Source organism: Deefgea chitinilytica, assembly GCF_016881405.1.
In the GTDB taxonomy this organism is placed as follows: Bacteria; Pseudomonadota; Gammaproteobacteria; order Burkholderiales; family Chitinibacteraceae; genus Deefgea; species Deefgea chitinilytica.
This window is the reverse complement of record NZ_WOFE01000009.1, coordinates 72,143-98,591: the sequence shown is the minus strand read 5'-3', so window position 1 is coordinate 98,591 and position 26,449 is coordinate 72,143. Positions and strand designations below refer to the sequence as shown.

Sequence of the window (26,449 nt, the reverse complement as noted above, 5' to 3'; positions counted from 1 at the left end):
AAGCCGTGCGCGCAAGGCAAGTTTTTGCGCGCCGTTGCGGATCGATTTGCAATGGCTGACCGATTAGCTGATTAGCGATTCAGCGAGTTGCACCAGCGATGCGCCCGAGCGTGGCTGATCGCCATTGCAGAAAATCGCGACGGCGCGTTGGCTAGCAGGTATCAGTAAGCTGTAGTGACGGTAGCCGTGTTCGGCGCTGTCGTGAATGCTGAGTGACCCGTACTCGGTTGATTGCACGCAAGCCCAGCCGAGTGCGTAATAGTCGCTTGGGGTATGCAGTTGCTGAAAGCTGCGTTGGCTGAGCAAGGACGATGCTCCGCGCAAGCCGCGTAAATGTTCGCGCAAAAAGACGCTGTACTCGGCAAGGCTGAGCCGAATGGCGGGCTTGAGCTGGGCTAGCTGTTGCGCCTCATCGTTGTCATCTGCCCGGCGCCAATAGGCTTGGCTAAACCAGTGGGTTTTAGACCAATAATGGCCCGAGACTGGCGATGGATTGTTGTGTTGGCTAGGTAGCGGGAGTGGCGAAAGTAATTGCTCTTGCATAATATTCTGATAGGTATTGCCACCTAGCAATTCAATAATAAAGTCTGCAATCAAATACCCAAGGTTTGAATAGTGTGCTCGATGATTCATCCCGCCCAGCGGGGCTTGTTGCAAAATCCAACGCGCGGCGGTACTGCGGTCGGCGCTCGGATGGCCGCCGAGCATCGCCAATAATTGAGGGTAACTTAAATCGCAAACATCACGGGCTAGCCCGGCGCGGTGTTGCAGCAATTGCAGTATTGTTACCGTTTGAAATTCGGTACGCATTTGTGTGCGCCACGCGGGCAGCAACTCGGCCAGTGTGGAATCCCAGCGTAATTTGCCTTGCTCAACCCAGCGCGCGAGCAATGTGGCGGTGACGGCTTTACTCAATGCGCCCAATGGCAGGCTGTCGCTGGCTTGTAGCAAAGTTGGTGCATCGATTCGCTGCCGCCCACTGCACAGATAATGGCAGGTGTCCGCGTTGATGACGGCGACAGCGAGGCCAGGCAAGCCGTGTTTGCGCCGAAAAACATCCACTTTGGCTTGGTACTGCGCTGGATGGATGACTGAAGCGGGCGGCTGGCTTGGGCTAGCAAGACGGCTCGCGCCAGTATGAGCAACAAATCCATAAGGCTTGGTTGGCAACAGTGGCTGCATCGTATTTTCCTTGGCTGGTGTTACCAGGTGTATTGCAAAAAGGCCGATACGGCGGCGCTACCTTTGGATTTCACCAAGGGGCTATCGGCAGCGTCGCCAAGGAGCTGGTTGTAGCTCACGCTATTAATGAGGCGCAGCTCCTTGCTGAACGGCACAATCGCCGTGACGCCCACGCTGCCAAGCGTCAGGCCACTGCCCGCTTGATAAGCTTTGAAGCCACTTTGTTTCGCTTGTTGGGCGCTTACGCCGTACCAGCGTTGTTGATAATCGGCATTGCTGGCGGTGAGCCCGCCATTGAGGATTAAGGCGAAGTGTTCACTGCCGTAGGCGGTGTAATCTGCGCCCAATTTGATTTGCTGGCCTCGATTTCGGTTGGCTAAGCCAGTGAAAATTGTGGTGGATAGCTCTAGGTCGCCCCAAATGTAGTTCAGCGCTAAACCGGCTTGTGCCGCGGCTTTGATCTCGCCCATTCCTTTGAAAGTAATGTGATCCGTCAGTTGGTCTTTTTCTTTGCGCTCTTCGCTCGGTGCGAGAAAAATGGCCGCTTGCCAGTTGGGGTTGACGGTGTAACTCCAGCCTACGCCTTTGCTGGTGCTGATAAAAAAACCTGAGCGATGCGCTAAATCAAGGCTGCCCATCGGGCTGGCCTCATACACATCCCCCCCCATCACCTCAGGGGCATACGCTATCCCTAGCCCAGTTGCTGCTTGCCAATTTTTACCATCGCTGGCTTCGGCCCATAGGCTTTGCAGGCGTGATAAACCTTGCTCTATGTTTGAGTTGAGCGTCGTTTCTTCAGCAAGGCTGACTTGGCTGACTAAAAGGCATGACACAATAATCGGAAAACGCATGAATTTATCCTTGCTTAAAAAATAGTGAATTGGTGTTTGGCAAGCTCTGACTGTGCGGGGATTGCAATCCGTGAAGGCTTGAATCCAGTGGGTTTTGCCTGCTAGCCGTGCTCTGCTGGGGGGCGCTGTGAGTTGGCACGAGTAGGCGCTCTAGATCCCACGGTGTTCGATATAAGCTCCACATCTTATTTCTCCGTACTGATTTAAATTTGATCGTTAAGGTGCAGTTAAGAACTGTTCAATCGCTGCGGTGACTTGCTGAGCATGCGAAATAAATAGGTAGTGATTGGCGCCTGTAATGTTGAGAGATTGGCTACCAATTAATTCGGTTTTAAATTTGTTTTGCTGCTGCAAAAGATAGGGGCGATAAACTTGGGTAAAGAAAACGTTGTTGGCAGCCCATGCGGGCGATGCGGGGGTTAACCACGGGATAATGTCGCTTGGGTTTTGTGCATCAGCAAAAATGCCTAGCGCACGCGCTTTTACCATGCTGTAGTTCGGTGCTTCTACGCCAGCAAGATGCTGTGCCGCGATTTCGTCAGGGGTGACCGCATTCGCTACGCTGCCATCACTATTAAAGCGAATGGTTGCTGCTATTTCGGCTTTCGGTATTTCTACTCCACGGATGCGACGGGTGTATTGGCGGATCCCATTCAATGAGCTGAGATCGCTCATCGTTAGTTCCGGTGGTGATGGTAAGGTGAAGCTGCTCAATATTGTATTGAGTGCGATGCGGTCATAAGCGGCATCTAAATAAACTAAACGGTTGACGCGCTCGGGATATTTTCCTGCAAAGCGGGTGATTTCATCTCCTGCAATCGAATGCCCAATTAGGTGTACGCGTTGAATTCCGAGTTGATCTAAGCTTGCCCGAATATCTTCTGTTAATGTTGTTGTGTCGTATCCAGTTGGCGGCTGGCTGGATGCCCCATATCCACGTCGAGTTAGCGCCAGAACGCGATATTTTGCGTTTAAGTTTTGCGCAAAGCCATCAAACACATGTGCGCTATTGCCTGCTCCAGCAAGTAGCAAAATCACCTCACCATGACCACCAAAATCGAGCACTTCCAGCTTGATATTCGGAGCAATTTGAATAAAGTTTTGCGATGGCAGCACGGACACTGTCGCGCTTGGGCTTGGGCTTGGGCTTGGGCTTGGGCTTGGGCTTGGGCTTGGGCTTGGGCTTGGGCTTGGGCTGGGACTTGGGCTGGGACTTGGTGCAGGGAGCAACGTCGGTGTTGGTGTCACGCTTGGGCTTGGTTTTAAGCAATTAATCATGTCGGCCCCGCTGCTCAAGCATTTTTGTTCTCGTTCGCTCGTGCCTCCACATGCACTCAAGGTGGTTAATAAGCTCGCAATCAATACGGAAAAACAAAACTTGTGACATAAGCGGTGGATTTGCATCATCTGACCTACCCAGTGAATGAATGGCAAGCAGTATGACAAACGCAAGCTTAAGCAAAGCTTAAGATTCATCTGCTAGAGTGGTGGCATGCATATTCTGATTATTGAAGACGACCTCGATCTCGGGTTCGCACTACAGCAGGCACTCAAAGCCGAAGACATCAGCAGCGAATGGCGGCGTAGCATCGCGAATGCGCCACGTTCCGCGCAGGAGATGGAGTTTGATTGTGTATTGCTAGATCTCACCTTGCCTGATGGCGTGGGGTTTGAATTACTGAATCGCTGGCGCAAGGCGGGCATAAGCACGCCGATTATTGTGATTACCGCGCGTTCGGCCTTGGATGATCGATTGGCGGGTTTAGATGGTGGCGCGGATGATTTTATTATCAAGCCGTTTGCGACTGCCGAATTGATTGCGCGGATGCGGGCGGTATTACGGCGTTATGCACAGCAAGCCAGTGATGTTTGGAACATCGGTGATTTGCAAATTGAGCCGCGTCGCTATCAGGCGAATTTGGCTGGCGTGAAATTGGATTTGTCGCCGCGTGAATTTCATTTACTGCTTGAGCTTGCTAGAGAACCCGGTGTGGTCGTACCGAAAGGCGCATTGGCGCAGCGTTTAGAGCCACTGGGCGATGCAATTGATTTTGGCGCACTCGAAGTTCATCTGTCGAATCTACGACGTAAAATTGGTGCGCAACGGATTCGTACCGTGCGCGGTATTGGGTATATGTTGGTCTTATGAAACGCTATTTACAATATTTGGGCCCCAGCCTGATTCGGCGCGTGGTGATGGCGATTTTGCTTGCTTTTGCTTTGTGCTGGGTGGTATTGGCGATTTATGGCTATCTGCAAGAAACTGATCCGGCTGAGCGGGATCGATCGTTGCTGGCTAATGGTCATGCTTTAGTAACTGCGTTGGAGAAAGTAAGCAACGAAGCTGAAGCATTGACGATCATTTCGACGTATTCGGATATTTATAATTTAAGTTATCGACAGTTTAAAATTCCTCGAGTCATGTTGCTCCAATTGAATGATTTGCAGGGACGTCGAATTTATTTGTCACCCGAAGGGGGGGCGCATCAGTTGCCTACCGGCCAGTCTCATCAATTATTCGATGCAACGATTAATGGCGAGTTGTACCGCGTTTTTCAGGCGAAAACGGCTCACTGGGAGGTGTTGTGGGCTGCACCGATTTTAAATTCGCCGTGGTTCTTTATGATGGTGATTATGGAAATGACGGTGCAAATGCTGATCGCTTTGCCGATTATGGTGTTGACCACTTGGCTGGTGGTGGCGCGGGGCTTAAAACCATTACGGATTTTGTCGAATCTGATTGCGGCGAAAAATAAAGATGACTTATCACCGATTAATTTCAGTAGCCCGTACGCCGAGCTCAAGCCACTGACGGCAGCGCTGGATCGTTTATTAGGTCAATTGCGTAGCAAGATTGCGCGTGAACATGCATTTGTGCAGGATGCCGCGCACGAGTTACGCACGCCGATGGCGGTGATTTCGGCCCAAGCCCATGTTTTATCGAGGGCTGAAACGGTGCCAGAGCGACAAATCGCTGAAAAAAACCTGGAATCAGCGATTCAACGTTCTTCACATTTAATCGCCCAATTACTCGAAATGTCGCACATCGATAATGATAAATTATCAGCGAGCGCGGCAATTGACGTCGCGGTTTTGTTGCAGCAAGAATTAGCGCGCTTAGCGCCAGCGGCGATGGCACGCAAAATCGATTTATCCTTAAGTGCTCCCCATTCTTTATTCAATGTAATTGATGCGAATTTGCTGCAATCGATTGTACAAAATTTACTCAATAATGCCATTTTATATGTGCAGGAAGGGGGGCAGGTTGAGGTTGAATTGAGCCAGATGGTCGATGTTATGCGTTTGTCGGTCGCTGATAATGGCCCCGGTATTGCTGAAGCGGATCGAGAGCTGGTTTTTGAGCGCTTTTATCGTGGCGCAGGGCATGATGTGGCGGGAACGGGCTTGGGGCTGGCGATTGTGGCGCAGGCCGTGGCGCGTTTGAATGGCCAGATTGAACTTACTACGGGGCTGGATGAGCGTGGTTGTTGTTTTACCGTAACCATCCCGCTGCATGAATCTAAAACTGCAACAGTTTGAGTCGATACGGAGTCAGCCTTGAATCGATATTTAGCCGTGACGCTAGCGCTGCTCAGCGTACCTGCAAGCGCTTGTACTTTGTGGGGTGCGGCAGGGGATGTGGTGGCAGGGAGTGGTACGCTGCTAGCTAAAAATCGTGATTGGCGACCAGACCATAGCCAGTCGGTGCGGCTGGTTACGCCTAAGCAAGGTTTTCGATATATTGGCTTATTTGCTGACAACGGTGCCGAGCCAGGTATCAAGGCTGGCGTAAATGAGCAAGCTTTAGCGGTGGTGAGCGCGGCGGCTAGCACGCTCCCGAAAAAGATTCGTAATGCACAAACTGATGCACGCGGCGTGATGAGCAAGATTTTGCGTCAATACCGTAGCGTTGAGCAGGTGATTACCGATGCAGATGCGCTGTTTAAACCCGCACGAGCTAATTTTCTACTGCTGGCGGACCGCCAACAAATTTTGCAGGTTGAAATTGGCTTGAATGGTCAATACAGCTTGAGTGTGAAACGGAACGGGGTTTTGACGCATACCAATCATTATCTCAGCCCTGAGCTGGCTTATTGCAATCAGTTGCGAGGTCCAAGTAGTCATGTGCGCTTATCACGTATTCAGAGTTTATTGGCGATGGGCGAACAGCCATGGCATATGACTGACTTTGCGCAGATCAGTCGTGATCAGCATGACGGTGCAGACAATAGCTTATGGCGACACGGCAAGGAACATACTCTGGCAAGCTGGCAAATTGTTTTGCCCGCCGAGGGCGCTCCGCAATTGACCGTGGTACTGGCCAACCCAAATCAGAGCGAGCAACAAGAAACTTGGCAGCTTGATAGCCAGTTCTGGCGACAAAAAGCGGCGCTGTTGTCTCCAAGTTTACCTTAGAGTTTGAAGCGATTTACGACGTTTTGCAGTGCTTGCGCCATTTGGCTGAGTTCTCGCAGCGTTTGGCTGGTGTGCTCCAAGGCCGAATCGGTTTGAACGACTTGTTGATTCATTTTCTCGGCGACCAGTGCCATTTGCTCGGTGGCAATTGATTGTTCTCGCGTGGCGTTTGAAATTTCTACAATTTGCGCGACAACGGTTTGCATTTCTCCATGTACCACATTGAGCTGCTGAAAGACGGTATCCGCTTGCTGTAGGTTGTTGTTCGACACTTTATGCGCGGATTGGACTTGTTCAACTGCCACATGAGTATCTGTGCTGACTGCGCCCAACATCGCATCAATTTCAATCGTCGCTGCGGCTGTGCGCTCTGCCAAAGTACGTACTTCGTCTGCGACTACGGCAAAGCCGCGCCCTTGTTCGCCAGCGCGAGCTGCTTCGATGGCGGCGTTGAGCGCGAGTAAATTGGTCTGATTGGCAATTTCTTTGATGGTATTGGTAATGTGGGTGATTTTTTGCGATTGTTGGTCGAGATTTTGCATGACATTGCCCAGCGCATTGAGTTGCTGGCTGATGTTTTGCGTGTCTTGCCGCATTTGATTCATCGCACTTGCACTGTGTTCAGCTTCTTGACCTGCATGGGTAACGGTGTTTTGCACAACCTCAGAGCTGTCAGCAATATGGGCGATGCTGACGGTGACCTCTTCGATGGTGGCCGCCGATGAAGCGGCTAAATCGGCTTGTTGGCGAGAGTCTTTTGAAAGCTGCTGCGCCACTTGCTCAATACGCTGTACTCCTTGGCTGAGCTGAGTGCTTTCTTGTTTAACCACCGACATAATGCGCTGAATTTCGCTGATGAAGTGGTTAAATGCTTTGGCAATCGCTCCTGTTTCGTCCGCACGCGAATCATCTAGCCTAGCCGTTAAATCCGCTTCTCCACTAGACAACACTTGCATCGTTTTTAGCAAGGCTTCTAGTGGTTGAACGACTAGATTACTCAACCAAATTGCAATTGCAGAAGCGATGAGCATCAAGACTATGCCAATTCCAATCGATTTAAACAGCGCGGTACGCAAGGTCGCTGTAACGTAGCCAAGGTCAATATCGGCTACCGCCACAATTGTTTGGCCTTGTTGGTTTTTGAATGGTAGATAAATTGAACGAAAGTCGCCGTACGGATCGGAGTATTCTGCAAAACCGATTTTGTTCTGCGTTAGGGCATTCATCAGGCCATCGGTGGCAACGTCGTAGGGCAGTAAATAATGCTCTGAGTCTGGTTTGGTGAGTTCTTCATCAGAGAGAGAGCTAATTAAGTAGACTGGCTTATTGTCTAACATCACAAAGCTATAGACGTAAGGTAATTTGATCGCTTTGCTGTATTCGGTCAGTTTGACGGCGGCAGCGTGTTTGGCTTTCAAGTCAGCTTGCGTCCGTGGCACGATATTGTCGTGAAAATGATCATCGACAACATAGCGATAGCCTTGTGCTGCGGTAAGTAGGCGGGCGTCGATAGATTCTAAAATAATCCGTTTGGCGTCGATGTAGCTAAAGCTGCTAAATACCACCACGGCTAAACCGGCGACGAAAATCAGAGCAAGGCGAATTTTGGCTTTCAGTGTTTTCATTGCTGTGTTTCCAAGGTGAAAAGTGATTGCGGCGAGCTATGCCGTCTTTCAGCATAGACAAATCATTCGATGATATGAAGAAATGTGTCGGCAAGGTGTGCAGCGTCCGTTGGTCTGCTGTGTGGCTGATATTGATTTAGTTTGCGGCTTTGCGGTCGATAAAAGCTTAACGTTCACTAGTGTCAGCAAGGCCTTAGTCACAATCATCGATTCAAGGTCAATCGACTTATCGTAAAGAGGTGTCATCATGAACTCGCTGTCTGCACTCCAAACTCACTTTGCCAATGGCCTTGGTCTACATGATTCGGGGATGGCGCAATCATTGCGCAAGATGGGCGAGCCGATGGGGGAGATGGCAAAATCGCTGAGTAAGGGTGGCGAGTTAATCGGCCAGCGCGTTGATCAGCTTGGTAAAGCCACGACACAGATGGCAGGCGATTTGATCACACAGTTTGCGCAGAAGATGTTTGGCGACCAAGCGAAGGGGATGACGATTCAGTTTGATGAGTTGTCATTAAACGCCGAGTCGAGTTTTACTGCGATGCAGCAGTCGAGCCAAAGTGCGCAAGGTAGCAGCCAAGCGAGTGCCTTTCGTTTGAGCGATAGTAGCTCGTTGAGTGCGAAAGGCACATTAACGACGGCGGACGGGCAGCGTTTTGAGATTGAAATTGAAGTTCGCTATGAATCGGTGATTGAAGGTGCGAGTATTGCTCAGCAGCGCAATTTAGATAATGGCTACAAGGTAATACCTAATACATCGGCGACTTCGACTCCAATTGATGTTGTCGATTTAAATACGCCGACTGAGCCAGTCAGTGCTGCGCGCAATACCAAAGAGGCGGAGAAAATTGATGGCTTGAAGCAAGATTTTGCGGGTACTGCGCTGGACTTGTTGCAACGCTTGAGTAGCGAGCCGGTATTCCGCCCGTTCGGCCTGTTTAAGCCTGATGCAGAGGGTAACAATGGCTTGCAACTTTTGGGTGAAATGTCGCTGCAATTGCTGAATTTACCTGGTGGGCCACGTTATGTGGATCTGAGCCCCGAGCACAATCCAGATAAAAAAGCGGTGGATGCCAAAGTCTAACTTAGTCCGAGTAACTCGGGCAGGCATTTTAAGCGCGGCCAGTGTGCTAACCAATTTTTTTCGTTGATTCTTTGCTGAGTCACACTCAGTGCTAAACCAGAGTGGGCGTTGTGCCGTAAGCGCAATGCCCACGCGTCGGCTAAACCTGCTGTTACACACCATTCGACATCATTGTTGTGGTTCATGCTGATGCCCAAGCATGTTGCCGTTTCGGGAAAACGCTCTACAGCATCCTTCGCCGATAGATAGGTCACTACAGCATTTCTGTGGTGCATGCGTGCTTGATTTCTGACTTGCCATTGCACATTTGGCAGTTGTTGCTTCAGTTGAAATTCCAATTCTAAATCAAACTTAGGATCGAGTTGTTCGCTTGAATACCATGCGACATCGACATCATTGAGCGGTGTGCTGGTGCTGAATTGATGAGCCGCATCCCAGATTAGATTGCGGATAAATCCAGCGCAAATCATCGCTTGCGGCAGTCTTAATTCCTGCACGGCCTGAAGACAATCGATGCGCAATGGATCGGCTTGAATTAGGGCTAAAGTTTGCTTTTTCATGCGTAATTCTAATAATTATTGGCTTGAAATCTGGCCTGAATATTCCGTGTAAAAATGCATTTTGTGTACTGTTTTATTCGGTTGCTTAGGGCTGGTGTAACTATGTCACTGAAAAGACTCAACTATTTACTTAACATGCCGTTTTTATTTTAGAACAGTTGCATATTTACCATCGAGCATGGTCATGCACTCCTTGCCTTTGTGCCCAAGGAGTGTTTGCAAAAGGGGTATGAATGGCGTTAGGTGCAAACCTTGGATCTTTGATATTAGTGAGTAGTTTGGTGACTGGCTGTGCCCTGCAAGGATGGGAGCCCGCTTTACAGGATGCGCCTGTGGCGGCCTGCCCAGTTTCTGCTGCCAGTGGGGTTTTTGCTGCAAGTAGCGCTAGTTCGGTGATTGCGGAATGCCTTGCTGCCAGTCGTGCGTCACAGGTGGCGGTCGCGAGTGAGGTGAAGGATTATCAGTTCAGTCAAAAAGACATTGATGCGCTGATTTTGAATGCATTTAATGAGGCGCGTGGCGAATCGCCAGCAGGAATTCGCGCGGTATTGGGGGTGACGATGGCACGCGTTGAATCGGCCTGTTATCCCGATTCGGTGCACGAAGTGGTGTACCAACGAAAGCAATTTTCATGGACATCACAACGCGGAACTGCGCGCACCCTCAGTGCAGCCAAGGCACGTGAGCCAGAGAGTTATCGAAAAGTAAAATTGGTGGTCACTGAGTATATTGCTGACGGCGCCAAGCCGAGCCAAGCGGTGCTCTACCACACGCGTGACGTGAATCCGGGATGGGCAAAAGCTGCGTCGGTTGAGCGGGTGAAAACCATGGGCAGCCATATTTTTTATTTGAATAATCGCTGCTGAGTCGTTTGCTAGATTGCGAGCTGAATGAAGTTAGTTGCTGGGTGTTTGATGTCATTGGCGTGGGCAGACCAAGTGTGCATAGCACTAAAAATAATCAATCTGAATTAAGACTGCATTCTTAATAGGTATTGCTATATATGCTTTATTTAGAATGCTTTTCCTGCTAATACCCGCTCTTTAATCTGCGCTAGGCAAGCGGGGCAAAAACAATCGCCTTCCCCTGCCTGTGGAAGTGGTAGCTCGATTGGCAGGTCCATACACCAACAGCCACCTTGTGCGCCGCCGCTGCCACATTGGAATGACGCTCCGCAACGTTGACACTGTTTTGCTTGGCTAAGCGATTTATTTTCTGGCGTCATTACTTCTTCCAGCGCACATTGCGTTCGTCGACAAATTCGTAATAGCGCGTTAAAACAATTTGACCGCGATGATCGAGTAATTCAATCGGGACTGGGCCAAAAGGCGCCGCAATTCGAATGATATTCAACGCGTCTTGGTCGAGCTCTGGATTGCCTGATGAGCGCGTTAATTCCAGTTTGGCGATGCTACCATCGGCATGCAAAATGACTTTAAATTGCATCAAGCCGAATAAAGGTCGGCCGCTGTCGTCACGCGGGAAGTTTTGTTGGCCAATTCGTTCGACTTTTTGCCGAATTTGTTGCTCCCAAATCCCAAAAGTGGCGCGTATCTTTTCAGAACCTTCTTGGCTACGCGTCGCCGCATCTTCTTGTGGGCGGTTTTCAAAAGTAGGCTTTTCTGGGCGATAAGTTAAATCTAAAGGTTTCGGTTTGCCTTGTTTGGCTGAGCCATTCGTAAGGTCGAGTCCGGCGATTTCAATTTCGGTGCTGTTTGCAGGCTGAGCCTGCACTTTGGGGGCGCTGGCTTTGCTGACTGTTTTGGGGGCTGGCTTTGCGCGATACAGTGGTTTTTTTGGCGTAGGCGCTTGCGTCATCACCTTGGCTTCGGGTTCTGGCTTAGGCTCGGGGGCTTTGGGGGGCTGTTTTTTTTGCAGCGTCATCTCTAGAGCTGTGCTGCTGGCTGTTTTGGGTTGGTTTTTTTCGGGTGTCGGGATCAGCAAAAATAGCATGTGCAACAGAATCGCCAGAATCAGTGCCTGCACGAGCCATTTGTCTTGCGAGCTGGCGATATTACCAAGATCGTTGTGCGGCATTCAAAAATAAGTCCAGCGTCGTTATTAAATATCAGCAGGGATGCATTCTACCTTGAAGCGCCGCAAAGTGGCGCGAGTCGAGCAAACAGGATTGGGCTTAGATGACTGATTTAACGTGAAATTGTAATTATGCACAAAAATATTTTCAAAAAACGCTTACGGTTTTAAAAAATATCAGGTATTATCCGCCCCCTAAGTTGCTTAATTCAAATTTTGCAGCATTTAGGGGAGTCGCCAAGTTGGTTAAGGCACCGGATTTTGATTCCGGCATGCGAAGGTTCGAATCCTTCTTCCCCTGCCAGAATAAAATAAAAAAGAGTCGCTATGCGGCTCTTTTTTATTGTCTAAACAAAGCCTGCTATCGCAGGTATTGCCTCTTAAGTAATGTATCTGTTTGTTTCTAGACGAATACCTTCTAGTTGATTTGGAGTGCGCTGCTTCGCATTGAGCGTTTGTACGCTGCAAAATGGCTGCGCGGTAAAAAAGAGCCGCGCAGGCGGCTCTGGGACTTAGTCGCTTAACGCGGCCTTGACTTCGCGCTCTCCTGCGTCGGCTGCGCCGCGATAACCAGAGCGCCTGAGCGCAACACCCCATTGTTCAACAATCGGGGCGAAATCTTCAGCGCGTCGTACTGTGCTGAGTAGTTCGCTAAGTCGTTCTTCCCAGTTTTGTCCCAGGTATTCTTGAGTGACTTTGAGGATAACTTGGCGGGCGGCTTCGATTTGACGTTTTTGTTTTAAGTCTTGCGCGATTTGAGGTGCAACCGTGCTTGGCCCTGAAAATTGGATTTGATCTATGGTCTTGCTTTGTGAAACGGCGCTAATCAAACCGAGGCTCTGCATTTTTTGTAAAATACTTAGCACATCGATATTCGGTAGCATCCCGGCTAGGGCCATGCTGTGGCGTGCGCCGTCTACCATAAATAGCACTTGGCGTTCTTTTTGCCCGATTAAGCCACTGCGCTGGATAATCTCTTGTTGCCCCAGTGCTGTTTTATGATAAATCGCATTTTCCATGATGCCACTCGATTTCATTCGTACATGGAGTATGTATAAGCCAAAACTAATGTAGTTGAAAATATCAAACTACATTTTGTTGCAAATAATAAACAGGGCGATTTAAATCAAAGACTTAGCGGTTTCTTGCTTGATTGCTTCTTGGGTCGCTATTGGTAAATTAGGCCGCACGATGTGATTGCGCAACGCTGCTTCAGCAACGACGAGTAAAGGCGCATCGCTCGCGAGGCTGGTTAGATTGGCTACATTCGGGGTTTCTTCTTCAAATTGAATGACGCCAGAGATTTTCCATACATTATTAACTCGTTTTAAGTGATAACTCGTCCGGTATTCCCAAGGTGTGCCATCGTTGCGAATGACGCGCCAAGCGAGTTGGGCGGTGCCGAGTGTGCTGCTAATTTCTAGTAAGCTTAAAATTTTGTATTGGGCGTCGTGAAAGCCTTGCGCTGCGTACCAATTAAACAAGATTTGTGTCGTTTCATATAGCGGCGCCATTTCGGGCCAGTCGGTACGCTCATCGTTGATGAGGGTGAAAAATGGCATTGCAAAGAGTTGTGTGACGCCATCTACGTCTAGCTGTGAATAGGCGACGGAAAAATGTTCAAAAAACTCTTCCAAATTCATTTTAAAAGTCCTGTGCTATACAAGTGTTTCATTATTGATGGGTGAGTATAAAAACTCAATCAAAACTGACTTGTTGTGAAATTTTGTGGCAATTTTATTACGTATAAATTAGTCGTCGATTGTTAAGTTTCCTGTGCTGTGTTGAGCAAGATGCGCAAATTGACAGCGCAGCAACTTGAAACTTCGCGCGTCAGCGCCATCTGGTTTCTGAATAACGAGAATTTTTGATGTTCAATTACAGTCAATTGCAGGAGTTAAAACATGGTTCAAGCTACCGCCAGTCACTTATTGGTACAAACAGAAGCGCAGTGTGAAGCGTTAAAACAAGAAATTTTGGCGGGTGCTGATTTTGCAGCAGTGGCAAAAGCGCATTCAAGCTGCCCATCTTCCGCACAAGGTGGGGCTTTGGGTTCATTTGGCCCAGGCATGATGGTGCCGGAGTTTGATAAAGTGGTGTTTAGCGCACCATTGAATGAAGTACAAGGCCCTGTTAAAACCCAATTTGGTTATCATTTATTGGTAGTGACGAGCCGCGGCTAATTACGCCCCGAAGTCGAAAAAAAACCGCCAATTTGGCGGTTTTTTTGTGCCTGCAAGATTTAAGGCTTGGCGATTTCGATCCATTTTTGCGCGGTATCGAGCCGGATTGGCGAATAGACCCCTACATACACTTCTAAAATCGAATTGAGTAATGGATCAATCCCTTTGGCGGTATAGCCACGTGCCCGGAAGTAACGGTATTGTCCGTTGGCGTCAACTCGATACACTACGCTATTGGCGGGGTAGACACTGCTGGCTTGCCATTGTGAATAGCCTGCGACCGGGTGGTTATAGCTCGGTGGTGTGCTACGCGTATCCACCATACCCAGCGGTGAATCGGCGCTGACGATGAAATCGTCGAAATAGGCGTACTGATCATTTACTGGCGCCCAATCGCTGCTGCTGCCACCAAAGAAAGTATCCATTTTGATTGCCGATACGCTAACATTGGCACTGTTTCTGAATAACATCGCGTTGTTTTCAAGCACTAACTCACCGTCTATCCATTGGCGGAATTCACCATTGGCTTGTCCGATGTCATTGAGCACCACTTGTTGCGTCAGGGTGTACCAGCGGCCAGCTTCAAAGCGTCGTGCTAGGCCTGCATAATCGCCGCATTCTTCTTTTTTGCCAGGGAAATAGTAGTACTGAAAGCCCACACCATTTTCACGCCACATTAATCGTGTGGTGAATCCATCGAATGTCCCATTTTGGATGCAACCCGTAGGCGTATCTCCGCCGCCGAGTCCTGGCAATTTGCCGCCTTTGACCCAAGTAAAAGCCTGATCAAAGCGCACTTTATACTGCAGAAACATCGACTGAGCGGGTAGAGCAAGTGGCGCATCAAAGGTCATTGCTGAATTGCCACCTACTTGGCCAGCTAAATAGCGGACGCGCAGTACTTTATTGGCGGGATTGGCGGTATCAGCGACGATGCTTAAGCGCCCTGATGGCACGCCAGTCGACTCACCGGGTTCAATACCCCAGTCGGCTTTAAATTGGGGCGCTTGATAAACTCCCACTGCGTATTGATCAAATCGATTTTGTAATACGACTTGGCTTGGTGCCCCACTAGGTAGCGGTGCCGGGGTCGCGGTAGGGGCTACCGTTGGTGCGATGCTTGGCGTTACCGTCGGAGTTGGTGCCGTTGTTGCAGTTGCAGTTGGTGTCGGAGTTGGGTTGAGCGTGGGCGTGGGCGTGGGCGTGGGCGTGGGCGTGGCGGTTGGCCGCGGTGTTGCGGTCGGTGCTATTGTTGCCGTAGGCGTACTGGTTGGCGTCGCGCTGGGTTTGACCGTGGGGGTTGGCGCTAGGGTAGGGGCTGTGCTTGGCGTTGGTGTGGCCGTAACGCCGCTACAGCTGCCACCGACTTTCCATAGTGTGGGGGTCGTGGCAGGATTCCAGTTGGCGCCGACATACGCGGTGTGTGTTACTTGTGCGGTATAGACGACAGTTTTATAAATGACGGTATCACCCGCCGCAAACGTTGGACCCTCAATCCATTCACCGCGGCACGCCGCATTGGCTTGCAGTGTTCCGAACATACTCAGCGCAATTAGGCTGACAGTTTTCCATTTCGACATACAATCTCCTGCAGCCAGCAAGCTGGCTGTCTCCTCGTGTAGTTTTTTAGGCTGCTCTTTGGCAGATGGGTTCAGCCTAGTCGTCAGGGTGGATAACTGTCAATCAATCCTTACAAGTGGCAGTTTGGGTGTATGAAATGCCACAATAAGGCACAAAAAAATAAATGACATTTGGGTATTGCTGGCTAGCTATTTAATCTGCTGGGTTAGTGGCGGATACCTGTTTTGCTTGTTGCGCTCAATCAACGAGAACGGTCGTCTGCTCATGCGGTTGCCGACCTAGTCGTTTCCAAACGGCATGTTTTTCTTGGTCAGAGCTACTCGACCATGCTCGGATTTCGTCTAGCGTACGTAAGCACCCCTGACAATATTCACGGCGTGAATCGAGTTGACATTGATTAATACAAGGTGAGGCGACGCTCATTGTGAATGCCTGTAAGTGATGAAGTCGCTATTGAACTGGATTCTGAACTTGTCGACAAGTTCAGAATCCGCTTGATTGGGACTGGAATTGGCGCTCAGTGCATAGGCTTGCTCGCGCCATATGTCGTCTCTGCTTACGCCACAGTTGCAGCGCATAAAAAAGGCCACATACTGTGGCCTGATTGGCTCAACCGAATGCGATCAAACGCGATAGCGTGAAATCGCCGAGTCGAGCTCCTTGCTCAATTGACGTAAACGCTCGCCTTCGCTGGCGGTATTTTGCGCGACTGAGCTGCTTTCTTCCGACATTTGCGCCACTTGTTCTACTTGCTGCGCCATCATCGCGCTAGCTGCACTTTGTTCGCGCATTGAGCCGGTGATTTCGCTCACTTGTTCGACGACTTGATCAGCGTTGTGGCGAATTTTGGAAATGGCATCGCTGGCTTCTTGCGCGCGTTCGACGCCTAAGTCGACTTGGCGTACGGTTTGCTGCATCGTCGTCACAGTTGCATTGGCTTCATTTTGAATCGCGCTGACGGTACCGATAATTTCTTGTGTAGAGCTTGCGGTACGCTCGGCGAGTTTACGCACTTCATCGGCTACCACCGCAAAACCACGGCCTAAATCACCCGCGCGCGCTGCTTCAATCGCCGCATTTAGAGCCAATAGATTAGTTTGATCGGCAATGTCTTTAATGACGTTGACCACGGCATTAATGCTAGCAGTTCGTTCTTTGAGTGATTCGATTTGCTGTGCCGACACACGCACATCATCGGCAATTTGATTGATGCTGGTGATGGTACTTTCAATTACGGCACCGCCAGTGCTGGCCATTTGCCCCGCTTCGCGCGCGGTGCGATCGCATTCGTCGGCGCGGTCTGCCACGTGGCTAATGCTGACGGTGACTTCTTCAACCCCTGCCGCCATACTGGAGGCGGCATTGCTGACGCTTTGTGAGGCATCGGAGAGCTCGCTGCTGGCATTGGATAAACCGGTCGCTGAGCCAGTGACATCGCGGCCAATTCGGTTAAGCTGTTGCAAGCTGCCTTGCAAAGTGGCGATCAGTCCGTTGAGTGCTTCGAGTGATTCACCGATCTCATCACGGCTGCTGACGGTGATTCGCCGGGTGAAATCATAGTCGCTGCCCAATTGCAGGACGAACTGGCGCATGGAATTGAGCGGGTTGATTATGCTGCGGGCAATCAGCATGCCAATAATTGCGATTGCAATCATTAACATCACACCCATGCCGATAGATAAGCTGATCGCGGATGAAATGGAGTTAGCAATATTTTTTTTCGCTTCATTTGATGCTGCTTCATTGCGCTTCGTGGCAATTTCTAATTGCGTGGCAACTTTAGCGGCTTGTGGTGCAGTTTGGTTGCGAACTAATGCTTCGGCAGCTTCGGTGTCGCTCATTTCCGAAGCGGTAATGACTAATTTGCTCAGGGTTGCCCATTGAGCAAGTTCTTTACGGAGTTCGCTGATATTTTGCTGACCTTCAGGGCTAGATACATAGTGATCATAAGCTTTTAATTTTTCTTCAAGTTGCGCTAAAAAAGCGTTTAATCTTCCTTCGGCTTCTTTTTTCTTTGCGGCTTCTCCTTGAATAATATGATTGAGCAATTCACGGCGGGCATTGGCAAAAGCTAAATTAATTTCACTGATTAAAACAACGGAGGGTAATGCATCGTCACTGACTGTGGCTGAGTGTTCTTTCGCATCCTGAAATTTGCTGTAGTTCACTGCCGTTAGCAGCACGATGGCGATGGCCGCTAAGGCAATCAGCGCGATGAGTTTGTGGGCGATTTTCATTTGAACTTCCAAGGCCGAACGAGTCTACGATATTTCAGTATAGCCTTTCGATCGGCGTCAACAAGTAAGGTTTTCGCCCAAGATTCAATTCTTTGTCATATTTCAATATTCAGTGAAATGGCGCTGGCTTTATTTAGGAGCTGTGCTTGATAAGTGCGATTAGCTGATCGGTCGCTGCGCCCCAACCCTCATAAAATCCCATTGCTTCGTGCTCGGCTTTGTCCGACTCATTCCAATGCAGCACTTGTGCGTGATAGCGTGTTTGGCCGTTGCCTAGGTCGGTGAAGGTAATCGTGCCAGTCATAAATGGCTTGGCTGACGGAACCCACGCCGACGTATAGGCATCGGTAAAGACGATTTTTTGATTGGGGATGATTTCAAGATAAACGCCTTGATTGGGAAACAAGTCGCCGTCGGGGCTTTGCATGATGACCAGATTGCTACCGCCTGCGCGCACATCCAGCTCCGCGTGGGCGACGCCCCACGGTTTGGGGCAAAACCATTGCTTGAGCAGCTCAGGCTCGGTCCAAGCGCGGTAGAGTTGCTCAGGGGACGCATCGATAATTCGCTCGAGTGATAACTCGTACACGGCGCTGGGAGGGATTTGTTCGCACATGGTGGATACTCCGTTGAAGGGCTCAACGGAGTTTAGGCTATTATTTTTGTGAATCAATGTCGGCGAGAGATTCTTCACCTTTGGTGGTGATGAAATGCCCAACTTCGCCTTCCCGCGTCTCGAGGTGGCCTTTGCGCAGCAAAAACGCCAGCGCTTCACCGTTCACTTTGAGTGTTGGATTGGCTTTGAGTTGTCGAAGCGCGTCGATGCATAGCGCCATAAAAATGGTTTGCTTGCCCAAATCGGTAATTTGCAAAATGCCGGTTTTACGCTCGTAAGCGCACAGCTTTTGCCCGGTGAGGGTTTTGACATTTTTAAACACCGCGTGGCTTAAACGGGTGCTTTTCAGGCCACGGCTCACTTCAATTAGTGCGGCCATTTCATCTTTTGTTAACTTCGTACTCATCGTTCACCCTCAGTATCAGTGTTGATATAGTACGCTGTCTGCTTGGGCTTGGTCTAATTTGTTCCATCGGTGGGGCGTTGGATGGATGAATTGAATGTGGTTTTGTTGCTGGTCTAATTTAGATTTTTAGTGTGTATTGCCTGAAAGAGTTTTATTTTTCTGGCTTTGAGGTTGATACCTGCTTGCTCGGTCGAGATGCCGAGCAAGCAGGCGCGCGTTTATCGATTAAAATGCTTGGCGTAACGCATATCCAATTGTTTGGTTGGTAGTAGCATCAAAAAGTCAGCACAATTGAAGTACGGATCCCACGCCGGTTCGCCACAAATCATCGCTCCTGCGCGCAGATAGCCTTTGATCAGCGCTGGGGTTTCGACTTTTTGCGCAACGGTGTTCATTGAAAATGGCAGTGGATTATTCGGAAAAACCCGCCATTCAATTGGCGCTAGTGCTGAAGACGCGAGTTTTTTATACAGATTAACTGCCAAATGACCACCGTCGTTGACTGGTACGCTGGCGCAGCCAATTAAATATTGATAGTCATTTTGTTGAATGTAATTGGCGATCCCCGACCACAATAGTGCAATCGTTGAGCCGTTTCGGTATTTCGGGTGGACGCAGGTGCGACCCAGTTCTACCAGTTGCGGGCGAATGTTTTGCAGCCGAGTCAGATTAAATTCGGTATCCGAATAATAACTACCGACTTTTTGAGCTTGGTGCGGCGGTAAAATCCGATAGGTACCGATAACTTCGCCAGTATCTTCGTCGTGCGCGACGAGGTGATCGCAGTAGCGGTCAAACAAGTCTTGGTCGATGCCGGGAATTTTGCTGGTGATTTGTGCGCCCATTTCTTCGACAAACACTTGATAACGCAGCGCTTGTGCCGCCAAAATGGTTTCCGGATTGCTGGCAATCGATACCGTGAGTGTGCGTTTATGTTTATGAATTGAAGCTGTACTTTCAACTAGCATTTTTCTCTCTCCAGAGTTTTAAGAGCTAAATTACTAGCTGATTATTACAGCAAGGTTTTTATTTTATGAATTTGGCGTGACAAAAACTTACTGTTTTTTGGCTTTGTTGTAATTTAATTTGCGAAGCAATGAATAGGCAAGGACGGCTGCTGTTGCAGCTGTTTGTTGGTTTAAATAAACAATCGGTATTACGTCACAGTCAATTCATTTGCACTGCGTAGGCTGTCTCTATTTCCTCACTTTCATATGACGAGTTGATGTATGCGATTTCAAGATCGGCGAATTCAAGCGTTATTTCACGCTGTGTGTATTTTGGTTTTCGCTTCGCCGCTCTTCGCCGCAACGGGTTTGACTGAAATTGCCAGCACGCCCCAGCATGGCGCAGTGACGGTGTTTTATCCTGCGATGGGTAAAAACGTCAGCCTGAATAAACTCGGGCTGCCGGTATTTGCGTCACCGAATGCAACGCCAGTCAAAGGCAATGGCCGCTTGATTGTGATGTCGCATGGCTCAGGCGGCTCGCCGTGGGATTATGCTGATTTGGCGAGTAGCTTGGTTGAAGCGGGGTTCGTCGTTGCGTTGCCCGATCATCGAGGTGATAACCATCAAAATGGCCAAGACGCTGGGCCGCCGAGTTGGAAAGCTCGCCCACATGAAATCTCCAGCGCGATCGATGCGGTCGCGCAAGACTCACGCTTTGCGCCGACGCTCAAGCTCGATCAAGTCGGCATGTATGGGATTTCGGCTGGCGGTTTAACGGCACTCACCTTGGCGGGCGGGCGTTGGGCTCCCGCCAAAATGGTGCAGCACTGCAACGCTCATATTCGCGATGACTTTAATGCTTGCGCGGGGACTTTTTTTCAATTGAATGGTGGCATGTGGGATTGGTTGAAAATCGCCATCGTCAAATTCATTTTGCGCTGGCGTTTTAACGATGCGCAATGGCAAAGCCACACCGATCCGCGGATCACTGCGATTGTGGCGGGCGTACCGTATGGCGTGGTGTTTGATTTGAACTCATTAGTGCAACCCAAAATCCCCGTCGCGTTGATTACGGCGCGGCAAGATGTTTGGCTGCATCCGCAATTTCACAGCGACCCGATTATTCGCGCTTGTCAAACTTGCACGGTATTGCACGATTTTGAAACTGGCGGCCACGGCGCGCTGCTGTCGCCCATTCGCTCTCCACTGGAAGGGCTGGTTGCCCAGTTAGTTGGCGATCCGATTGGCTTTGATCGGCAAGAAACCGCGCTGGTAAATCAGAAAATTAGCCGATATTTTCAGCAGCGGTTGTTGCCCTGATACTTGATGTATTGGCTTAAATGCTTTAATTCGTGAAGGTTATAAGCCAATACATCGTAATTAATTTAGATGTAGTAAGTTTGTGGCCTGCTGCTGCGCGGCGCGATACGCATCCCACGCTTTTTCGTGGAAGAAATACGCCACTGTATTGACCAGCGGCTCGATCAAGGCCAGCGCACTCGCCACGCCAAAACTACCGGTAATCAAATACGCCACGCTGAATGCGACGGTAAAGTGAACAATCGCGAAAGTAATGGTCTTCAACATATTGCCTCCTCGGCTGTTGCCAGCGGAAATGGATTCGATAGGCAAATGATAATGGTTCGTATTTGATTGATGAAGTTGATTGTTTTTACTGGGGTCATAGTAATGGGCTATAGGCTTCTAATTCGGTGCTAGGCTGATTGCCCTGCGGCAGCTCAACACCAAGCACGCCAATGGTGGCGTTTTGGTTTTAAAATCCCGTCCAAGCGCACCGAGTGCGGAGCGAGACCTAGGCTCGCGACAATCGAGGGCATCGGGGACCGATGCGCGCCCGGGGCTCATTTTCTTTGGTTCGTTTCTTTTGGAGAAGCAAAAGAAATGAACCTGCCGCGCGCAGCCCGCGCCCTAAAATGCACGCGGCGCAGCCGCATAAAACAAAACCGCCGAAACATATCGACGGTCTGTAATTTATTTTGCTGTATTTGATGCTGCGCACTTGGCTTTAAGTACGCCCTTCTTGCCCGCTTTCGACCCAAAGCGGAAACTGCTTAAATTGTTACATATCCTTCTGACCAGTTGTCTTTGTCCAAGATGAATTCATTTAGGTGAAAGCCTTCATCTGACATATCTAATTCGTAATTAACCAACTCTGGAAAATCATTAAACCCATTCTGCAATTTGACTCTGCTAATGGCTGCAAGTGCGGCATCCTTTGTTGAATAGATTCCAATAATTTTCACATCATCAACTCCACTTGGGAGAGTGTGAAGATGTTGAAGCAAGAATACGGAATTCATATGACTCCATCTGGTCGACTCTGCTTGTTTTTGACCCAAAGAGGAATAAAACTACCGTTTTAATATTAAGTAATTACAGCTTTCAATTCTGATTGAAAAACTTCAACGTCAAAGCCATTTTCAAGCTCAACTATAAATTCTGGTTCAGGTAGCAACTCAATCACGCCGACCAATGAACCAAATTTCCCACTGTGTACGCCACTTACAATTTGAACAAAGTCATTGTGTTCAAATTCAACACCATCAATAGGAATATGACTCAGAAATGCCTGCACTAAATTGGCTTGTTGCATCCTATCTATCCAAAATGTTCAAGTTGTGAATTTCCGCTTTTGGCCGACAACGGCCTGTAGCATAGTTTTGCCTACCGCAGCAGGTACAAAAAAATAACGCAGCATGAGTGTGTTTGCGTTTCTTCGTACTTACTAATAAGCAATGGGTATATTAACCTAGATATTGATAATAATGATCTAGGTTAACATACGTCTAGGTGCTACTTCCCCAACACATCCCCCAGCGCTTTGAGCAACAGCGCAATATTTTCGCGGCGCGCGGCGTAGCCCATTAGGCCGATGCGCCATGCTTTACCCGCCAGCGCGCCAAGGCCAGCGCCGATTTCGAGGTTGTATTCATTCAGTAGTCGCGCGCGAACTGCGGCGTCGTCGACGCCTGCGGGGATGTGCACGGCATTGAGTTGCGGCAGGCGGTCAGCGGCTGCGACGACAAATTCGATGCCCAGTTTTTCCAGTCCATCGCGCAGCTCGGCGTGCATTGCGGCGTGACGCACCCAAGCCGCTTCGAGGCCTTCGTCGGCGAGTAGACGCAGCGCTTCGTGCAAGGCGTAGAGCGCATTAACAGGGGCAGTATGGTGATAACTGCGTTTTGCACCTTGGCTGTTAGACCAATACCCCATAACGAGAGTTTGGTCGAGAAACCAGCTTTGCACTGGCGTTTTGCGCGCTTTGATTTTTTCAACGGCGGCCGGTGAAAACGATAGCGGCGACAAACCCGGCACGCACGATAGGCATTTCTGGCTGCCTGAATAAATCGCGTCGATGCCCCATTCGTCAACGCGCAATTCGATCCCGCCCAATGACGTCACCGCGTCGACAATGCTCAAGCAGCCGTATTGCTTGGCCAGCGCGCACAGCGTTTTCGCGTCTGAGCGTGCGCCGGTCGACGTTTCGGCGTGGACAAAGGCCAGAAATTTCGCATCGGGGTTGGCTTTCAGCGCGGCTTCCACTGCCGCCACATCGACCGCCGTGCCCCATTCATTGTCGACCAGCACCGCCACCGCGCCGACGCGCTCCACGTTCTGCCGCATCCGTTCGCCAAACACGCCGTTGCGGCAAACGATAACTTTTTCGCCGGGCTCGACCAGATTGACAAAACACGCTTCCATCCCCGCCGAGCCGGGCGCAGACACCGCCAGCGTCATTTCGTTTTGCGTTTGAAATGCGTATTGCAGCAGGATTTTTACTTCATCCATCATGCCGACAAACAGCGGATCCAGATGCCCGAGCGTCGGCTTGGCGCCCGCCGCCAGCACGCTAGGATACACATCCGATGGCCCCGGCCCCATCAAGGTACGGCGCGGCGGGAAAAACGGTGCGATTTGGGGTTGTGAAAGAGTGTGCGCAGACATATCAGGCTCCGGTGAGATCGGTGATGGTTCATTATGGCTGGGCGGCGAGAGTCGGTCACGGATTTGTTGCACCTGCAGCATGACTGCGACAGCCTGTGTCTGTTGACCAACATTCGGCAAAATCGACTTCGCGCCAGATAAGCTGCGCCCTAAGCTAGCGGAACTGGATGAGGAAAAATGCGATGAATTGCTCGGGTTGTGGCGCGGCGCTGCCGGTGGATCAATTGGTGTGTTCGTATTGTGGTCTGCACAATGCGGTGGATTTGCTGGCGATTCGTGATTTTAAAGTGCTGGCTGAGCACAGCGAATTGCCGTGCCCGAATGGTTGCGGCAATTTGCAATTGCTGCGCTTGGGCGCGGGGATGGGCGCGACAGTGGGGCATTGTACGACGTGTTTTGGTCTGCACTTTGCGCCGGGCGCATTGCAAATTACGCTCGATCACGTGGCGGGGCAAGTGCGCGAAATCAATCACGGTCGACTCAAGCAAATTATTGAGCAGCGCGTCAAACCCGATGCGGTGCGTTATAAGCCTTGCCCCGTCTGCCAGAAAATGATGAATCGCAATGCGTTTAGCAAACACATCGCGGTGATTGTCGACGAGTGTCGTGGGCACGGCGTGTGGTTGGATAATGGCGAATTTACGGTGCTGGCCGAATGGATGGAGGCAGGCGGCCGCCAGCATGTTGAGGCTGAAACTGCACGCCAAGCGCGGATTGATGCGGCTAATGGTCTGGTTGAGCCAGTGAAATATCAGCCTAAACCGCCAATTGCCAGTAAAGACGTGCCTTATGATGCGGGTCAGCTGCTCAATCGTGCATTGCCTGAATGGTTGGTCGGTTTGGTATTAGCGTGTTTGCTGTGGTTCTTGCTGGGCATGAGCTGGCCTGTGGTTTTAGTGGCACTGATCAGCGTGCTCGGTTGGTGGTTTAAAAAATAAATCGAAGTATATTGTCACAGGCTAATTTCATTCGAGCTTATGTTGATATACCTAATTAATTTCTTCGGTTCTCTTCTTACGGGGTCATTTTGTTCGCGACGAAATGCAGTCTTTGTTGTGACTCACGTCTAGAATAACGCCCTGCCTGTTTGAAACTGTTGCTATGACTGCAAAAAAATTCTTCTTTGGCCTGCTTGGATTAAGCCTAGTTGGTGTCGCGCTGCTGTTTTTTATTCAGCAAGAAAAAGAACGCGATGGACATTGGCCGTGGCCTCTGAATGGGCGGGTGATTAATCAAAGCCCATTTAAGGTTAAAGTTTGGGATGACCAGAATGGTTTTTATACTATCGCAGCAGGGGAGCGCAGTAGCAACCGCAAGGATGTCGACCATGCCCAAGAACCGACGAGTCAGCGCTGGTGCAAAATTGGCGCGCGAACCTTAATCGTGAACCCCGATGGCAGTTTTGCCAATTGCCCGTGTTATGCCCTCGGCGCGGGTCGGGCGTGCATTCGGTTTTAAAACTACACCGGGCTAGCGGCATTATTACCCACCGTAAAATCAGTTGGTTTCGGCATAATCATTAATTTGATGATGCAGAGGTTGTTGTTAGATGCTTCGATTTTTATTGATTTTGCTGTGCTGTGTAGCGGCACCGACGTTTGCAATAGAACTCATAGCGGCACCCAAAATCAGCGCGCAATTTTCGCAGGCGAAGGTAAACGGTACTTTTGTCATGCTCGATGCGACTGCACAGCGCTGGATTGGCCACAATGCCGAGCGCGCCGCGACGCGGTTTTCTCCCGCGTCGACGTTCAAAATTCCCAATAGCTTGATTGGCCTGGCTACGGGCGCAGTCAGTAGTGTGGATGAAGTGTTTTACCATCACGATGGTCAGCCCAAATACCTGAAATCATGGGAGCATGATATGGGTTTGCGTGGTGCGCTGCCGATTTCAAATGTGGCGGCGTATCAGGAATTGGCGCGGCGAATTGGTTTGCAGCCGATGCAACAGCAACTCGACCAACTCAATTACGGTAATCACCGTATTGCTGGCGGTGTGGATCAATTTTGGCTCAATGGCAGCTTAACTATCAGCGCAGTTGAGCAAGTGCAATTTCTCACTCGCCTTGCGCAAGGCGCATTGCCTTATCCGGCAAACATGCAAGCGGCGGTTCGCGAGATTACTTTGTTGGAAACAGGCAAAAATTGGAAGCTGTACGGTAAAACCGGCTGGACTGGTCGCCAGCAACCCTCAATCGGCTGGTTTGTGGGTTGGGTTGAGCAAGACGGCAAGCTCTATACTTTTGCGCTGAATATGGATATCCCGGACGCTGCTGATTTACCTAAGCGAATTGAGATCGCGAAGGCGAGTTTACGTAGTCAAGGTTTAATGCAATAAGTATAAAGCCAAGGCCATCTAATGATGGCCTTTTTGCTAGGTATGAATGTCGATGAACTTCTATTAATCCACATTCACTTTGATTTTTTGGAGCTTGTTGATGCAAGGTGGAAATTTATTTGAGCACAGCCAAGCGCCCGCAGAAGGCGAGCGTTTTGAGACTTTGCTGGCGCATCAAGGCTTACTGATTGAGCGTATCATCAGCTCGCCAAAAATTGCGTCAACTGAGTACGTACAGCCGCAAGATGAATGGGTGTTGCTGGTGCAAGGGGAAGCGACGATGGATGTGGCAGGTGTGGAGGTCACTTTGTCTTCGGGCGATTACCTCTTTTTGCCATCTAAAACGCCCCATACAGTGCGCAGAGTGAGTGATGGCGCGCTTTGGCTCGCCATCCATTTATCTGCGGCACCTGCGTAGTC

General features: G+C 49.9%; 31 protein-coding genes and 1 tRNA gene. 13 read left to right on the top strand and 19 right to left on the bottom strand.

Features of this window, described 5'->3' with window-relative positions:
* Positions 1-63: 63 nt before the first annotated feature.
* The 3 genes from GM173_RS14080 to GM173_RS14070 all read right to left on the bottom strand — a co-directional run bounded on the left by GM173_RS14080 (position 64) and on the right by GM173_RS14070 (position 3,149).
* Positions 64-1,182 (bottom strand): serine hydrolase domain-containing protein, encoded by a 1,119-nt coding sequence (locus GM173_RS14080; RefSeq protein ID WP_203572023.1) that lies wholly within the window; start codon positions 1,180-1,182, stop codon positions 64-66.
* Positions 1,183-1,202: 20 nt separating this feature from the next.
* A complete protein-coding gene (locus GM173_RS14075) occupies positions 1,203-2,033 on the bottom strand; it encodes a MipA/OmpV family protein (protein WP_203572022.1) in 831 nt (276 codons plus the stop codon).
* A gap of 216 nt (positions 2,034-2,249) precedes the next feature.
* Positions 2,250-3,149: an alpha/beta fold hydrolase gene (locus GM173_RS14070; protein WP_203572021.1), complete on the bottom strand. Its 900-nt coding sequence runs from the start codon at positions 3,147-3,149 to the stop codon at positions 2,250-2,252.
* On the opposite strand from GM173_RS14070, the gene GM173_RS14065 reads away from it, so the two are divergent.
* The 4 genes from GM173_RS14065 (at position 3,140) to GM173_RS14050 (ending at position 6,449) form a co-directional block, all read left to right on the top strand.
* Entirely contained in the window at positions 3,140-3,307 is a 168-nt protein-coding gene (locus GM173_RS14065; protein ID WP_203572020.1) for a hypothetical protein, read from the top strand. The genes GM173_RS14070 and GM173_RS14065 overlap by 10 nt on opposite strands.
* A gap of 218 nt (positions 3,308-3,525) precedes the next feature.
* Positions 3,526-4,182, top strand: a complete 657-nt coding sequence (locus GM173_RS14060; RefSeq protein WP_203572019.1) for a response regulator — start codon at positions 3,526-3,528, stop codon at positions 4,180-4,182.
* On the top strand, positions 4,179-5,573 hold the full coding sequence (locus GM173_RS14055; RefSeq protein WP_203572018.1) for a sensor histidine kinase: 1,395 nt from the start codon (positions 4,179-4,181) through the stop codon (positions 5,571-5,573). The genes GM173_RS14060 and GM173_RS14055 overlap by 4 nt, the downstream gene beginning before the upstream one ends.
* Before the next feature lie 18 nt (positions 5,574-5,591).
* The gene (locus GM173_RS14050; protein WP_203572017.1) at positions 5,592-6,449 is read left to right on the top strand and encodes a carcinine hydrolase/isopenicillin-N N-acyltransferase family protein; all 858 of its coding nucleotides are present in this window, start codon (positions 5,592-5,594) and stop codon (positions 6,447-6,449) included.
* On the opposite strand, the gene GM173_RS14045 is transcribed toward GM173_RS14050, so the two are convergent.
* Positions 6,446-8,074, bottom strand: coding sequence for a methyl-accepting chemotaxis protein (locus tag GM173_RS14045; protein ID WP_203572016.1), 1,629 nt, complete (start codon positions 8,072-8,074; stop codon positions 6,446-6,448). The genes GM173_RS14050 and GM173_RS14045 overlap by 4 nt on opposite strands.
* Before the next feature lie 247 nt (positions 8,075-8,321).
* Here GM173_RS14045 and GM173_RS14040 point away from each other — a divergent pair, with 247 nt between their 5' ends.
* Positions 8,322-9,158: a hypothetical protein gene (locus GM173_RS14040; protein WP_203572015.1), complete on the top strand. Its 837-nt coding sequence runs from the start codon at positions 8,322-8,324 to the stop codon at positions 9,156-9,158.
* Here the strand turns inward: GM173_RS14040 and GM173_RS14035 are convergent.
* Positions 9,155-9,718: a nucleotidyltransferase family protein gene (locus GM173_RS14035; protein WP_203572014.1), complete on the bottom strand. Its 564-nt coding sequence runs from the start codon at positions 9,716-9,718 to the stop codon at positions 9,155-9,157. The genes GM173_RS14040 and GM173_RS14035 overlap by 4 nt on opposite strands.
* Positions 9,719-9,951: 233 nt before the next feature.
* On the opposite strand from GM173_RS14035, the gene GM173_RS14030 reads away from it, so the two are divergent.
* A complete protein-coding gene (locus tag GM173_RS14030) occupies positions 9,952-10,584 on the top strand; it encodes a cell wall hydrolase (RefSeq protein WP_203572013.1) in 633 nt (210 codons plus the stop codon).
* A 146-nt stretch (positions 10,585-10,730) separates the two neighbouring features.
* Here the strand turns inward: GM173_RS14030 and GM173_RS14025 are convergent, their stop codons facing one another.
* Together GM173_RS14025 and GM173_RS14020 are read right to left on the bottom strand one after the other, a co-directional pair.
* Positions 10,731-10,943, bottom strand: a complete 213-nt coding sequence (locus tag GM173_RS14025; protein WP_203572012.1) for a cysteine-rich CWC family protein — start codon at positions 10,941-10,943, stop codon at positions 10,731-10,733.
* A complete protein-coding gene (locus GM173_RS14020; protein WP_203572011.1) occupies positions 10,943-11,755 on the bottom strand; it encodes a TonB family protein in 813 nt (270 codons plus the stop codon). The genes GM173_RS14025 and GM173_RS14020 overlap by 1 nt, the downstream gene beginning before the upstream one ends.
* 224 nt (positions 11,756-11,979) lie before the next feature.
* Here GM173_RS14020 and GM173_RS14015 point away from each other — a divergent pair.
* A tRNA-Gln gene (locus GM173_RS14015) sits at positions 11,980-12,056 on the top strand.
* Between the two features lie 208 nt (positions 12,057-12,264).
* On the opposite strand, the gene GM173_RS14010 is transcribed toward GM173_RS14015, so the two are convergent.
* Both GM173_RS14010 and GM173_RS14005 read right to left on the bottom strand, forming a co-directional pair.
* Entirely contained in the window at positions 12,265-12,771 is a 507-nt protein-coding gene (locus GM173_RS14010) for a hypothetical protein (RefSeq protein WP_203572010.1), read from the bottom strand.
* A gap of 102 nt (positions 12,772-12,873) precedes the next feature.
* Positions 12,874-13,395, bottom strand: a complete 522-nt coding sequence (locus GM173_RS14005; RefSeq protein WP_203572009.1) for a DUF6841 family protein — start codon at positions 13,393-13,395, stop codon at positions 12,874-12,876.
* Positions 13,396-13,656: 261 nt separating this feature from the next.
* Between GM173_RS14005 and GM173_RS14000 the strand changes: the two genes are divergently transcribed.
* Positions 13,657-13,935 carry a peptidylprolyl isomerase gene (locus GM173_RS14000; protein ID WP_203572008.1) on the top strand — a complete coding sequence of 93 codons (279 nt, stop codon included), beginning with the start codon at positions 13,657-13,659 and terminating at the stop codon, positions 13,933-13,935.
* Positions 13,936-13,994: 59 nt separating this feature from the next.
* On the opposite strand, the gene GM173_RS13995 is transcribed toward GM173_RS14000, so the two are convergent.
* The 6 genes from GM173_RS13995 to GM173_RS13970 form a co-directional block, all read right to left on the bottom strand.
* Positions 13,995-15,515 (bottom strand): polysaccharide lyase, encoded by a 1,521-nt coding sequence (locus GM173_RS13995; protein WP_203572007.1) that lies wholly within the window; start codon positions 15,513-15,515, stop codon positions 13,995-13,997.
* 238 nt (positions 15,516-15,753) lie between these two features.
* Entirely contained in the window at positions 15,754-15,939 is a 186-nt protein-coding gene (locus GM173_RS16430; protein ID WP_203572006.1) for a DUF1289 domain-containing protein, read from the bottom strand.
* Positions 15,940-16,139: 200 nt separating this feature from the next.
* Positions 16,140-17,753 carry a methyl-accepting chemotaxis protein gene (locus GM173_RS13985; RefSeq protein ID WP_203572005.1) on the bottom strand — a complete coding sequence of 538 codons (1,614 nt, stop codon included), beginning with the start codon at positions 17,751-17,753 and terminating at the stop codon, positions 16,140-16,142.
* A 133-nt stretch (positions 17,754-17,886) separates the two neighbouring features.
* Positions 17,887-18,369 carry an SRPBCC family protein gene (locus GM173_RS13980; protein WP_203572004.1) on the bottom strand — a complete coding sequence of 161 codons (483 nt, stop codon included), beginning with the start codon at positions 18,367-18,369 and terminating at the stop codon, positions 17,887-17,889.
* A 40-nt stretch (positions 18,370-18,409) separates the two neighbouring features.
* Positions 18,410-18,775 (bottom strand): hypothetical protein, encoded by a 366-nt coding sequence (locus tag GM173_RS13975; protein WP_203572003.1) that lies wholly within the window; start codon positions 18,773-18,775, stop codon positions 18,410-18,412.
* A 218-nt stretch (positions 18,776-18,993) separates the two neighbouring features.
* Complete coding sequence (locus GM173_RS13970; protein ID WP_203572002.1) at positions 18,994-19,743, bottom strand: GNAT family N-acetyltransferase; 750 nt, start codon at positions 19,741-19,743, stop codon at positions 18,994-18,996.
* Positions 19,744-20,004: 261 nt separating this feature from the next.
* On the opposite strand from GM173_RS13970, the gene GM173_RS13965 reads away from it, so the two are divergent.
* Positions 20,005-21,045, top strand: a complete 1,041-nt coding sequence (locus GM173_RS13965) for an alpha/beta hydrolase family protein (RefSeq protein ID WP_203572001.1) — start codon at positions 20,005-20,007, stop codon at positions 21,043-21,045.
* 60 nt (positions 21,046-21,105) lie between these two features.
* Here the strand turns inward: GM173_RS13965 and GM173_RS13960 are convergent, their stop codons facing one another.
* The 4 genes from GM173_RS13960 to GM173_RS13945 all read right to left on the bottom strand — a co-directional run bounded on the left by GM173_RS13960 (position 21,106) and on the right by GM173_RS13945 (position 23,691).
* Positions 21,106-21,312: a DUF2061 domain-containing protein gene (locus tag GM173_RS13960; protein WP_203572000.1), complete on the bottom strand. Its 207-nt coding sequence runs from the start codon at positions 21,310-21,312 to the stop codon at positions 21,106-21,108.
* A gap of 485 nt (positions 21,313-21,797) precedes the next feature.
* Positions 21,798-22,046 carry a DUF7336 domain-containing protein gene (locus tag GM173_RS13955; protein ID WP_203571999.1) on the bottom strand — a complete coding sequence of 83 codons (249 nt, stop codon included), beginning with the start codon at positions 22,044-22,046 and terminating at the stop codon, positions 21,798-21,800.
* A gap of 65 nt (positions 22,047-22,111) precedes the next feature.
* Positions 22,112-22,339 carry a hypothetical protein gene (locus GM173_RS13950; RefSeq protein ID WP_203571998.1) on the bottom strand — a complete coding sequence of 76 codons (228 nt, stop codon included), beginning with the start codon at positions 22,337-22,339 and terminating at the stop codon, positions 22,112-22,114.
* Between the two features lie 200 nt (positions 22,340-22,539).
* Positions 22,540-23,691, bottom strand: a complete 1,152-nt coding sequence (locus tag GM173_RS13945; RefSeq protein ID WP_203571997.1) for a pyridoxal-phosphate-dependent aminotransferase family protein — start codon at positions 23,689-23,691, stop codon at positions 22,540-22,542.
* A gap of 182 nt (positions 23,692-23,873) precedes the next feature.
* On the opposite strand from GM173_RS13945, the gene GM173_RS13940 reads away from it, so the two are divergent.
* From GM173_RS13940 to GM173_RS13925, 4 genes are all read left to right on the top strand, one after another.
* Complete coding sequence (locus tag GM173_RS13940; RefSeq protein ID WP_203571996.1) at positions 23,874-24,629, top strand: TFIIB-type zinc ribbon-containing protein; 756 nt, start codon at positions 23,874-23,876, stop codon at positions 24,627-24,629.
* A 163-nt stretch (positions 24,630-24,792) separates the two neighbouring features.
* A complete protein-coding gene (locus tag GM173_RS13935) occupies positions 24,793-25,149 on the top strand; it encodes a hypothetical protein (protein WP_203571995.1) in 357 nt (118 codons plus the stop codon).
* Positions 25,150-25,240: 91 nt separating this feature from the next.
* A complete protein-coding gene (blaOXA, locus tag GM173_RS13930) occupies positions 25,241-26,029 on the top strand; it encodes a class D beta-lactamase (protein WP_203571994.1) in 789 nt (262 codons plus the stop codon).
* 100 nt (positions 26,030-26,129) lie between these two features.
* Positions 26,130-26,447 carry a cupin domain-containing protein gene (locus GM173_RS13925; protein WP_203571993.1) on the top strand — a complete coding sequence of 106 codons (318 nt, stop codon included), beginning with the start codon at positions 26,130-26,132 and terminating at the stop codon, positions 26,445-26,447.
* The last annotated feature ends 2 nt before the right edge of the window (positions 26,448-26,449 follow it).